8 protein-coding genes and 1 pseudogene are annotated in these 12,333 nt (G+C 38.3%); 4 read left to right on the top strand and 5 right to left on the bottom strand.

Going from position 1 to position 12,333, the window contains the following annotated elements:
* Position 1 precedes the first annotated feature (1 nt).
* Genes clpX through mreC form a run of 3 tightly spaced genes read left to right on the top strand, consistent with a single transcriptional unit; the run spans position 2 to position 3,206 of the window.
* Entirely contained in the window at positions 2–1,360 is a 1,359-nt protein-coding gene (clpX, locus tag CS889_RS07930; RefSeq protein ID WP_001006339.1) for an ATP-dependent protease ATP-binding subunit ClpX, read from the top strand.
* A 52-nt stretch (positions 1,361–1,412) separates the two neighbouring features.
* Positions 1,413–2,456, top strand: coding sequence for a rod shape-determining protein (locus CS889_RS07935; RefSeq protein ID WP_000577744.1), 1,044 nt, complete (start codon positions 1,413–1,415; stop codon positions 2,454–2,456).
* Positions 2,457–2,459: 3 nt separating this feature from the next.
* Positions 2,460–3,206, top strand: coding sequence for a rod shape-determining protein MreC (mreC, locus tag CS889_RS07940; protein ID WP_089087333.1), 747 nt, complete (start codon positions 2,460–2,462; stop codon positions 3,204–3,206).
* Positions 3,207–3,236: 30 nt separating this feature from the next.
* On the opposite strand, the pseudogene CS889_RS07945 reads toward mreC, so the two are convergent.
* The 3 genes and pseudogenes from CS889_RS07945 to CS889_RS08710 all read right to left on the bottom strand — a co-directional run bounded on the left by CS889_RS07945 (position 3,237) and on the right by CS889_RS08710 (position 8,183).
* Positions 3,237–5,704 (bottom strand): annotated as a pseudogene (locus CS889_RS07945) (DEAD/DEAH box helicase family protein).
* A gap of 9 nt (positions 5,705–5,713) precedes the next feature.
* A complete protein-coding gene (locus tag CS889_RS08705; protein ID WP_331712920.1) occupies positions 5,714–6,772 on the bottom strand; it encodes a site-specific DNA-methyltransferase in 1,059 nt (352 codons plus the stop codon).
* The gene (locus tag CS889_RS08710; protein WP_331712923.1) at positions 6,759–8,183 is read right to left on the bottom strand and encodes a DNA methyltransferase; all 1,425 of its coding nucleotides are present in this window, start codon (positions 8,181–8,183) and stop codon (positions 6,759–6,761) included. The genes CS889_RS08705 and CS889_RS08710 overlap by 14 nt, the downstream gene beginning before the upstream one ends.
* A gap of 247 nt (positions 8,184–8,430) precedes the next feature.
* On the opposite strand from CS889_RS08710, the gene CS889_RS07955 reads away from it, so the two are divergent.
* A complete protein-coding gene (locus CS889_RS07955; protein WP_089087334.1) occupies positions 8,431–9,708 on the top strand; it encodes a DNA methyltransferase in 1,278 nt (425 codons plus the stop codon).
* Between the two features lie 530 nt (positions 9,709–10,238).
* Here the strand turns inward: CS889_RS07955 and tsf are convergent.
* Together tsf and rpsB are read right to left on the bottom strand one after the other, a co-directional pair.
* Positions 10,239–11,306 (bottom strand): translation elongation factor Ts, encoded by a 1,068-nt coding sequence (gene tsf, locus CS889_RS07965; protein ID WP_089087335.1) that lies wholly within the window; start codon positions 11,304–11,306, stop codon positions 10,239–10,241.
* Positions 11,306–12,100 (bottom strand): 30S ribosomal protein S2, encoded by a 795-nt coding sequence (rpsB, locus tag CS889_RS07970; RefSeq protein WP_000258277.1) that lies wholly within the window; start codon positions 12,098–12,100, stop codon positions 11,306–11,308. Before rpsB ends, tsf begins: the two co-directional genes overlap by 1 nt.
* Between the last annotated feature and the right edge of the window lie 233 nt (positions 12,101–12,333).

Here is a 12,333-nt window from a genome sequence, read left to right on the forward strand (position 1 = left end):
CATGAACGAAACGCTTTATTGCAGTTTTTGCAAAAAACCAGAATCCAGAGATCCCAAAAAACGCCGTATTATTTTTGCGAGCAATCTCAATAAAGATGTGTGCGTGTGCGAATATTGTATAGATGTGATGCATGGGGAATTGCACAAATACGACAGCAAATACGACAGAATGGATTCTTTATTAGCGCTCAAAAGAGATCGATTGAGGCGAATGGAATCTAGTGCCTATGAAGAAGAGTTTTTGCTCTCTCGCATTCCAGCCCCTAAAGAGCTTAAGGCGGTTTTAGACAATTATGTGATAGGGCAAGAGCAGGCTAAAAAGGTTTTTTCCGTAGCCGTGTATAACCATTACAAGCGCTTATCTTTTAAAGAAAAACTCAAAAAACAAGACAACCAAGACAGCGATTTAGAGTTAGAGCATTTAGAAGAAGTGGAGTTGAGCAAGTCCAATATTTTACTGATCGGCCCTACAGGTTCAGGCAAGACTTTAATGGCGCAAACTCTCGCCAAGCATTTGGATATTCCTATCGCCATTAGCGATGCGACTAGCTTGACTGAGGCGGGTTATGTGGGCGAAGACGTGGAAAATATCCTCACAAGATTGTTGCAAGCGAGCGATTGGAATGTCCAAAAAGCCCAAAAAGGCATTGTGTTTATTGATGAGATTGATAAAATCAGCCGTTTGTCAGAAAACCGCTCCATCACTAGAGACGTTTCTGGCGAGGGCGTTCAGCAAGCGTTGTTGAAAATCGTTGAAGGCTCTTTGGTGAATATCCCCCCCAAAGGCGGCAGAAAACACCCTGAGGGCAATTTCATTCAAATTGACACGAGCGATATTTTATTTATTTGCGCCGGGGCGTTTGACGGGTTAGCTGAAATCATTAAAAAACGCACCACGCAAAATGTGTTGGGTTTCACTCAAGAAAAGATGAGCAAAAAAGAGCAAGAAGCGATCCTGCATTTAGTCCAAACCCATGACTTAGTAACTTATGGGCTTATCCCTGAGCTTATTGGCCGTTTGCCGGTTTTAAGCACGCTAGATAGCATCAGTTTAGAAGCGATGGTGGATATTTTACAAAAACCTAAAAACGCCCTAATCAAGCAATACCAGCAACTTTTCAAAATGGATGAAGTGGATTTGATTTTTGAAGAAGAAGCCATTAAAGAAATCGCTCAACTCGCTTTAGAGCGAAAAACGGGGGCCAGGGGCTTAAGGGCGATCATTGAAGATTTTTGTTTGGATATTATGTTTGATTTACCCAAGCTTAAGGGATCAGAAGTGCGTATCACTAAAGATTGTGTTTTGAAACAAGCTGAACCTTTGATCATCGCTAAAACGCATTCTAAAATCTTTCCTTAAGGAATACGCTTATCAATTCAATTCAATTTAATAACAAAGGATCACAAAGGGCATGATTTTTAGCAAATTAATCGGTTTGTTTTCGCATGATATTGCCATAGATTTAGGCACGGCTAACACGATCGTGTTGGTCAAAGGGCAGGGCATTATTATCAATGAGCCTTCTATTGTGGCGGTGCGCATGGGGTTGTTTGATTCTAAAGCTTATGATATTTTGGCAGTGGGGAGCGAGGCTAAGGAAATGCTAGGCAAAACCCCTAACAGCATCAGAGCGATTCGCCCCATGAAAGATGGCGTGATCGCCGATTATGACATTACCGCTAAAATGATCCGCTACTTTATTGAAAAAGCGCACAAACGAAAAACATGGATCCGACCGCGCATCATGGTGTGCGTGCCTTATGGGCTGACAAGCGTGGAAAGGAATGCGGTTAAAGAGAGCGCTTTGAGCGCTGGGGCTAGAGAAGTCTTTTTGATTGAAGAGCCTATGGCAGCCGCGATCGGGGCAGGCTTGCCAGTGAAAGAGCCGCAAGGGAGTTTGATCGTGGATATTGGCGGTGGCACGACTGAAATTGGCGTGATCAGCCTTGGGGGGTTAGTCATTTCTAAAAGCATTAGAGTGGCTGGGGATAAATTGGATCAAAGCATCGTGGAATACATCCGCAAGAAATTCAATTTGTTGATAGGGGAGCGCACCGGCGAAGAGATTAAGATTGAAATCGGTTGCGCGATCAAATTGGATCCGCCACTCACTATGGAAGTGTCAGGGAGGGATCAAGTGAGCGGGCTATTGCACACGATTGAATTGAGCTCTGATGATGTGTTTGAAGCCATTAAAGATCAGGTGAGGGAAATCTCTAGCGCTTTAAGGAGCGTGCTTGAAGAGGTGAAGCCGGATTTAGCGAAAGACATTGTGCAAAATGGCGTGGTGCTTACCGGCGGTGGGGCTTTGATTAAGGGCTTAGACAAGTATTTGAGCGATATGGTTAAACTCCCTGTGTATGTGGGCGATGAGCCTTTATTGGCGGTAGCCAAAGGCACAGGGGAAGCCATACAAGATTTGGATTTACTCAGCCGTGTGGGTTTTAGTGAATAATGCATGCGTTTTTATTTTAAATTCCTTTGGCTTTTAGGGATTTTTCTTATTTTTTATTTTTTAGACATTAAAGGCAGCTCTTCTTATATCAGCGACCGGATTAAAAACGCCTTGATGAGCGCAAAAAACAGCTTACTGGACAACGTTCAAGCGTATTTTTTTCAAGCCCAAAACATTAAGGAGTTTCAAAAAGAACGCTTGATTTTAGAAACTTTAAAACTAGAAAACGCTGATTTGAAAGAGCGTTTGAATAGTATTTATCCTTTAGAAAATCCAAAAATGACTTATACCCCCACTTTCATGACTTCATTCATCAGTTTAGAAGACACGCGCAGCGTTTCTCTTAAACCTATTACGAATTTAGAAGAAAACAAGATTTATGGCCTTGTTTCTCACAACCAAGCCATAGGCATTGCCGTGCTAGAAAAAGGGCGCTTGAACGGGTTTTTGAACGCTCACAAGCGGTGCGCTTATAGCGTGATGGTAGGCCAAAATCAAGTCTTAGGCTTTATAGGGACTAATTTCAAGCAAGAATTAATCGTGGATTTCATTGTCCCAAGCGCTGAAATCAACATAGGCGATCAGGTGCTAACGAGCGGGTTAGACGGGATTTTTGGAGCGGGGGTGTTTGTGGGCGAAGTTTCAAGCGTTGAAGATCATTACACTTATAAAAGCGCGGTGTTGAAAAACGCTTTTTTAAGCGAAGCCAAACTTTTAAGGCATGTGTTTTTAAGCGGTGTGAAAAACTAGCGCTCTATTCAAGGCTATTCAAACGCGTTTTTAGCCCCTTTCAATGAAATCAGACCAATCCTTTAAATCCAGAAAAAAATATTCTAGTTTCCCTTTTTCAATCCAAAAATCCCTATAACCCTCCCCCACATCATCCTTATCCCCATAAAATTTTAAAACCACTTTGATTTTGAGATTGGGATCGTTTTTAGGGTTAAAAACCTTATCTTTAAAAAGTTCATACGCATCTGCCTTATGTTCGTAATCAGTGTGTTTGCTCCCTTTAGGATCAATGAAGCAAATGATCTGCGTGCTGCCTTTTTGCAGCCAAAAGATAAAATCAGGGAAAAAGCGCCTTTCTGTAGCGTTGTCTATATAAGGGATAAACAAATGGTCTAAATGCTCATCAATCTTGCTGAACGCCCAAAAATCATAGTTTTCTTGCAACATTTCTGTAATCTTTAACAACTCTTCTAAAAAATCGCTCTCGCTCTTTACTTTAACCACATGCTTAAGCCAATCGCAGTTTTTGGCTTTAATTAAAGGGGTGTAGTAATGTTCTTTGAGCTTTAACAGCTCTGCATCATCAACTTTGAACGTTTTGTCTTGTTTGTGTTTGTCTATATTATCAATGTCGATCTCGCCTTGCGCGATTTTTTTTCTTAAAGTTTCTTTATCCAAAGGCGCATACTCTTTCACTTCTTGGATGGTTTTCATTAATGCTTCTTTTTTACTCGCCTTAACTTGAATCCTTTTAAAATGCACGATTTTCTCATTATCTAGGGCGTTAAACTCGTCTTTAGGCACTTTTTGATTGGGGTATAGCTTGCCTTTAATTTCAGAGATCATGTAATCTAAATCTTTATAATGCCAGGTTGATACCTTTTTAAAATGCGCTGTTTGTATCAAATCTTTTAACAGCGCATAATCTTTAGGGTCATAAATTTCATGCTTTAAAATAAAATGCTTTTCACTCATTAAATGAAAATACTCTTTTAAATCCTTAAAATTTTTTTCGCTCATTTTAAACGAAGCGCTTGGAGAAATTTTAAGAGCGTTGGTTTGTTCTTTTCGGTAGCAAGGCACGAATAAGGCGTGTTTTATGGGCGTTTTTTCTAATTTGATTTCATGCCAAGAGCCTCTATTCTCACCCCCATTTTCACTCTCTTTTTGGAACTTTAAAATCGCTTCAAGGCTTGCATGGTTGGTGGGTACCACAAAAAGCGTTTCCAGCATTGCAGCGTTTGGTTTCAACTTTTCTTTAATGGCTTCATCTATGTCTAAATACGCTAACCTTTGGCGTTGGTTTTTGACGCTTTCAATCCTTACGCCCCTGCCAAAAGATTGTTTCACCAATTTTTTAGCGTCATCATCAAGCCCTATATTTAAAAATAAAATCACGCTAGGCCTTGTGCTATCCCACCCAGTGTCAAAAGCGCGAGACCCCACTAAAATATTGATACTGCTCTTATCGATCTGGCTGAAATAGCTCTCTTCTTTAAAGCTCAAATTCTTACTCACCACCTTCACGCTCTTTAATTTTTCACGGATCCATTCTGTAATATCGCCTATTCTAATCAGGCAAAAGACTTTATCGCTCGTGTTGAGCTTGAAAGCGATTTCTTGGTTGTTTTTAGGGTTAATGATCACTTCAATATACCCGTTACTGGCATAAAAAACCTCTTCTTTTAAGCGTTTAAAATCTATATCGTTTAAACTTTCTTTAAAGACCTCAATTTTATATTCTTTATCTTTATCTTTGCCATCGCTAAAAAGGAATTCCGGCTCCTTTAATTCCTCTAATAAATCTTCTTTGGCTTTTAAAAAATCGCTCTCATCGTCATTTTCAATCACGCGCGCTAAAGTTTTAAAAAAGATTTCCGCATCGCTGTTTTCCACGTTCACAGAATGCGTGAACACGAGCATTAAAGGGTCATGAAAATAGCCTTCTGTTTTATAGCGTTTTTGCATGCCTAAAAGCAATAACGCTTTTAAAAGCGCGATTTCTTTTTCCTTGTCGTTTAAATCTTTCAATTCCTTAAAAGCGCTTAAATTGTTTTTCTTCAATAAAACAGACTCTTTGCCATAGCCACGCTTAAAAGCTCTACCAGTTTGATAATGACGATCGTTTTACCGCTCCCTGTGGCCATGTAAAAGGCTAGGCGGTTGATAAAATTTTCAAACTTCACGCAACCATTTTCTACTTTAAAATGGCTCTTTAACAAATGATTCAGTTTCTTTTTAGCGAAATCGCAATTAGCGAATGAATAATGCTTTTGATAAAATGCGTAAAATTCTTTTTTATTTTCTTTGAAATCCCTAAAATAAGCGACAAGCATTCTAAAAGCGTTGATCAAAGCTTGCTGTTGGTAATCTAAAAGCTCTTTATTACTATCAAAGCTTTTAAAGTCCAGCATTTCTAACGGATCGTTAATCTCGTTAGCGTTCAATTCCTCTTCAGTGAGTTTTTGAGCGACAAAAATTTCATTATTCCTTACTTCTTGTTTTTTCTTTGCCATTATTCTTCCTTACCAAATGAGCGCTTCTTTTAAGGCTTTTAAAATCCCCACTTCTTTATCATTCCCTTTAAACTTCACCACTTTTTCATTGAAAAACTCCACTCCAACGCCGTGTAAATTTTCCAAAGTCTCTTTAATATCCACGCCCATTTTTTCTAGCGCTTCTATATTGAGCGTGTAAGAATGTTCTTTGCGCTCCACTAAATCGCTGTATTGTTCATCATAAGCTAGGGGTTTGTCGTTGTCTTCATACTTGATTTTTCTTAAAATCTCTTCATAGCTTTCCAATTCATAAACTTTGACTACCCCACCTCCATTAAATTCTTTAAGCGTGCCGCTTTTAAAACCGCCTATAACCTTTTTAAGGCGAGGCAAAATCACGCGCTCAAAATGCTCCCCCATTTCAACACCGATATACTTCCTTTTCAACTTGTGCGCCACCGCGCAAGTCGTCCCGCTCCCAGCGAAAAAATCGCACACGAGGTCGTTTTCTTTTGTGGAAATCTCTAAAATGCGTTGGAGTAGGGCTTCGGGTTTGGGGGTGTCAAAAAGGGCTTGCCCTTCAAAAATCTCTTTAATTTCTCGCATGGCGTCTTGGGTGTGTCCTACTTCTTGATAAGTCCATAGGCTCATGGGGGTTACGCCTTGCTTGACTTCACTCAAAAAGCGTTTATAGCGTGGCACACCATTACCGCTTGTAGGAAAAGATATGCGATTGTCAGCGATCAATTCTTGTAATTTTTCTTGCGAATAAACCCAAGAGCGACCATGCGGAGGGTATATTTCTTGCTTGGTGTAGGGGTTAAAAATAGGGTAAATATTACGCTCAACAGCCGGTCCAACTGACAAATCGGAGGATTTCCACACGCCCCTTTCATCGTTATCTAAATTTTTATAGCGTGCATTCATCTCGCTTGTGCGTTCAAGGGTAAAATCATGCAAGTTTTCAATGTTTTTTGCATAAGTTAAAATATAGTCATGGTTGTTGGAAAAATGTTTTTTTAAATTAATAGGCGAGTAGGAGCGTTGCCAAACCACATTCGCTACAAAGTTATCACCCCCCCCCATTAAACACTTCGTCCATGAGCGCTTTGCAATAAGCCTGTTCGTTATCATCAATGCTCACAAACATCACGCCTTTATCACTCAATAAGGCATGCGCAAGCTCCAGGCGGTTTTCCATCATAGCGAGCCAACTGGAGCGTTTGAAATTATCCGCATAAACAAATTCATTGTTTTGCGTGTTGTAAGGCGGATCAATATAAATGCAATCAATGGCTTCTTTATAGCGGTTTTTAAGGGAGTTTAGGGCTTGGTAGTTTTCGCTTTTAATGAGCGTGCCGTTGATTTCATTTTCGCTGAATAAGCTTTTAACCTCTTCTTCTAAATCTTTAAAATAGAGTGTGTCTAGGGGCAAAAACTCGTTTTCTAAAAGATTGTCTGCGATCTCTAAATTCAAGTCTTCCCATTCTTTAACTTGTTTGGGGTAGTTTGGGTGGCTTGTGATCTTATTCAAATCGTAGTTTTTGGCTTTGAGTTTGTCTAAGCTCACAATGAAATGCGAGTTCAACACCAAGCGGGGTTTGTTCCAAATCTTACAGAGTTCGTTTTCAAACTCGCTCACTAATGCAATCACTTCTAAAGCCACTTCTTTAATAATGTTGATTCCATTAAGGCGTTTTAAATCAAATGCAGTCATTTCTTTAAAAAGGTATTCAAACAGATACAAATCCAACTGCTCTTTTAAAAACCCTTGCGCGTTTTTATGAATAAAATAATCCATACTGCCTTGCTTTTTGAATTTCACAAACGCTTTTTTTAACACTTCTTCATCAAGTTTGACGCCTTGATTGGAGCATTCTTTTAGGATTTCATTCGTTTTTGTTTGAGTCCCCTTGCTGCTGAGTGTAACGCTGAAATTCAGGGTGTTAGTTTTTGTGTCTATATCTTTTACTATACTTTTTAAATCAAAGACTAAATCCACTTTTTCATTATACTTTTTGCTTTCTAGTGAAGAAGCGTCAAAATTAAAAAGAATACCCTCTAATTCAAAGCAAAAATCCTTATAAATCGTTTCGCTTTTCACGTAATAAAGATCTTTAGTTTTATAAAATAAGGCGGTGTCTTTTTTAAGGGAGCATTTTTCATAATCGCTTTTGGTATAAAGATTATCGTAAAGGGGCGTGTCGTTGAAATAAATCCCTCCATTAGCGCTGAAATAACGCTTGAAAAAGCTATAGAGTTTGTCAAACAATTCTTCTTTGAGATCGTTGTTGTCTTGGCATTTTGAATCAATGAGTTTTTTTAATTCTTGTTTTTTATGGTGGTAATACTGGCTTTTAGCCTTCATGAGGTTGATCATGCCATTTTTCACCGCTTTAGCGTTAGGATTTAAAAGGTTTTCTGGCTGGTCTTCAATCTTAACGCCTATGAAAAGGTTTTCTAAAACTTCATAAAATTGCGCTTCGTTCGTTTTCATCATCACGCTCCTTAAAAAACATTAGGAAGTATTATAACAAAGCCCTTTAATTAAGTGCTACAATACCCCCATGTAAAAAAAGATTTTTTTACTAGAAGACGATTACCTTTTAAGCGAGAGCGTTAGGGAGTTTGGCTTATTGAAAATTTAGATTGCCTTGACTGACTCATTTTTTAAAATACCCTTATTTCATTGTAAAATTATCTCTGTGAAACCCATTGAAGTTGAATAAAAGGTAAAAATAAGATTGAATATCAATAAAGTGTTTTATCATAGCAGCGCCAACATGAATGAAGTGCCAGATAATAGCGTGGATTTGATCATCACAAGCCCGCCTTATTTCAACATCAAAGATTACACGAAAAATGGCACACAAGACTTACAGCATTCAGCCCAACATGTTGAAGATTTGGGGGCGTTAGAAAAATATGAAGATTATCTTTTAGGTCTTTTAAAAGTTTGGCTTGAGTGCTACAGAGCGCTAAAACCCAATGGTAAGCTATGCATTAATGCGCCTTTAATGCCCATGCTTAAAAAGGTTTTAAACACGCACTATAACCGCCATATCTTTGATTTGCATGCTGATATTCAGCGCTCCATTTTGCATGATTTAAACAACACGCTAGAAAACAAGCCTAAAATGTTCTTGCTGGATGTCTATATTTGGAAACGCGCCAATCCTACTAAAAGATTGATGTTTGGGAGCTACCCTTATCCTAGAAATTTTTATGCGCAAAATACTATAGAATTTATCGGCGTGTTTGTCAAAGACGGCAAACCCAAACAACCCACAGAAGAGCAAAAAGAACAAAGCCAATTGACTCAAGAGGAATGGGTGGAATTTACCAAACAAATTTGGGAAATCCCAATCCCTAATAAAAACGATATTGCTTTTGGTAAGCATGCGGCTTTAAGCAATCTATTGTATGAGCATCGTTCAAGAATTATTCCACTCTATCAAAGAATTAATAATAGTTATTCTAAAGACAAAACGATAAAAATCTGCGGCAATAACCTTAAATTGCTTTACAAAGACCATCAAGTTTGCGTGAATATAGACGGAAAGGAAATGAAGCTTAAATATTCAGAAAATGAAGATGATTTTAGAAAATACATTATAGGGGGTTGGTTTGAAGAATATATTTATTTTGAATTACTAGATTTGCTAGATAAACAAGTGATTTATGATCTACGCTTGAATATGCGTTTGAGCGTTGAAAGCATGACTGATACTCAAAGAAATGAGCGTCCTATTTACGCTGAGCTTGACATGGCTTTTAGCGATGGTAAAAATCTCTATATTATAGAGTGCAAGAGTGGGGGATTAAAAGATAAAGGGGTTTTAGCCAATTTATCTACTAACGCTCAAATTTTTGGTGGAGCTAATGCGAAATGCATTTTAATATCAAGCGATGATCATTTGGGACAAAACATTCAAGAAAAAATTAAAATTTTGAACATTAAATTTATTTTCAAAGATTTTAAAGAAAATATTGAGAATTATGTAAATGACTCTAGGCATTGATGAAACGGGTAGGGGGTGTTTAGCCGGTTCGCTTCGCTCTCATCTCACTTTAGGCCGTATTCGCATCAGATAAAATCATTTTGTCATATTGGGGGAATAAACTAGGGAGAAGGTATTTGACTAGAGTTATTCTAGAATAGCGATTAACCCATGCGCTATCTGTGATATAGTGGGCAAAGAATCAAGGGCGGTGCTAATGTATTAGTATTTTAAGGTGGAAAAATGTTTGAAAGGCTTGATAGTCTCTTGGAGTTTGTTTAAATCACCTTCATTCAAACCGCAATACACAGATACCAATGATTTCATTACCTATAATATTTTTTCAAATTCTCAAATCCCTACTGATACAATTTTAAGTTCCCTTTAAATCTTTTAACTATATTAGACTTAGCTTAAGAGCACTTAAATTTTGGGGTCTTAGGGGCTGTTGGAATAAACTATAGCGTTTAGAATTTAGCTAAAAACAAGATTAAATAAAGAAAGTTAAAAAGTTAAAAGAAAACAACCTTTAAAGGTCGTTTCCTAAAATCTCACTTCATTTGCAAAGCCACTTCTTCAGCGAAATTCTCTGTTTTTTTCTCAATGCCTTCGCCCAATTCAAAACGCACATACTCAGTGATTTTTAAATCATCATTCCATTCTTTGGAACAATCAGCGATGACTTGAGCGATAGTTTTTTTATCGTCCATGACATAGAATTGCCCTAAAAGGGTTAGGCGTTGATCAATAAGGGTGTTATCAGCGATGAATCTTTCCATTTTTCCTGGAACGATTTTATCCCAGATTTTTTCAGGCTTACCCTGCTCTTTCAATTCGTCTTCAAAAGCCTTTTTTTGATGGGCTAAAACTTCATCGCTCAATTCAATGCGGCTCCCAAAAGTGGGGATGTTTTTCAAAGGTTTGCCCAAGCGTTTAGCCTCTTCGTTGTCTTTTTCAATTTCAGCGATCAAGGCTAAGGTTTCTTTTTTGACAAAATCAAGGCTAAAGTCTTTGCAATCTAGCACTTGAGGTTTCATCGCTGCGGCATGCATAGCGATGTTTCGAGCCAGTTCAACCACTTTTGGAGCGTTTTTCTCATTATTGTATTCTATGGCGATTAACACGCCCACTCTGGCGTTAGAATGCGCATAACCATTGACAATATGAGAGCTAGGGGCTTTTAAATGAGCGATTTTCCTCACTAAAATGTTTTCACCGATCACAGCGATTTGAGAGTGCAAATATTCTTCAAAAGGCTTGTTGTCTAACGGGCTTTTAAGCAGTTCTTCTGTGGTATGAATGTTGTGGGCTTTGATCGTTTCTAAAGTTTTTTTAACCAATTCCTTAAAGCCCTCATTTTTAGCCACAAAATCCGTTTCGCTATTGATTTCTACCATCATTGCGCTTTTAAAATCAGGCGCTACTTCTAAAGCGACCACGCCCTCAGCAGCGATCCTATCGGCTTTTTTAGCGGCTTTACTCAAGCCTTTTTCGCGCAAGAAATCAATGGCCTTTTGCAAATCCCCAGCCACTTCCACAAGGGCTTTTTTGCAATCCATCATGCCCGCATCGGTTAAATCCCTTAATTTTTTGACTAATTGAGCGCTAATTCCTGACATTATTCGACTCCTTGAGTGATTTCTTTTTGGATTTCAGCGAGCATTTCTTCTTTTTCTTCATTGCTCACGAACTCTATCTCTTCACTATTTTCATCCGCATGGACGATTTCTTCTTGCATGAGTTCTCGCCCCTCTAAAATCGCTTCGCTCATTTCTTTACAAAATAGCCTAATAGAGCGGATCGCATCGTCATTTCCAGGAATGGGGTAATCCACTAAATCAGGGTCGCAGTTGGTGTCTAAGGGAGCCACGATAGGGATATGGAGTTTCCTCGCTTCAGCGACAGCGATTTTTTCTTTAGCCACATCAATCACAAAAATCATATCAGGGATTTTTTTCATGTGGCGCACCCCACCAAGATACTTATCCAGCTTTTCTTTTTTCCTTAAAATCATGAGCTTTTCTTTTTTAGTCAATAGATCAATTTGACCGCTATTTTCCATTTCTTCAATGATTTCTAATTTCCTAACCGACTTTCTAATGGTGCTAAAATTAGTCAGCATGCCACCAAGCCAGCGGTAATTGACATAAGGGACTTGAATGCTTTCAGCAAATTCTTTCAAAGTCTCATTGGCTTGTTTCTTAGTGCCTACAAACATGATGCTCTTGCCTTGAGCACTCGCATCGCGCACGATATTATAAGTGTATCTAAAATAGCGCAAGGTTTTTTGCAAATCAATAATATGGATATTTTTCCTAACGCCAAAAATGAATTTTTTGGTTTTAGGATTCCAACGCCTTGTTTGGTGTCCAAAATGCACACCGCATTCTAATAAATCTTTCATGGTTACCATGAGAATTCTCCTTAAAGTTATTTTGGTTCTCTTCCTCCATGCTCATTTGATTCTTAAATTTCTTAAGAACACCTAAATACAAGGATTAGCATGTGTGAATTTGACGCTGTCTTTGCCCTTTAATCCCTATAAATCATAGAGAAAATGACAAAACCCTATGATTATAGCAAAAGATTAAGGTTTTTTAGCTTAAGTAAAAAAGGCTTTTAGGTTATAATAAAGACAAAACAGAA

This window comes from Helicobacter pylori (genome assembly GCF_900120335.1).
GTDB classification, from domain to species: Bacteria; Campylobacterota; Campylobacteria; order Campylobacterales; family Helicobacteraceae; genus Helicobacter; species Helicobacter pylori_BU.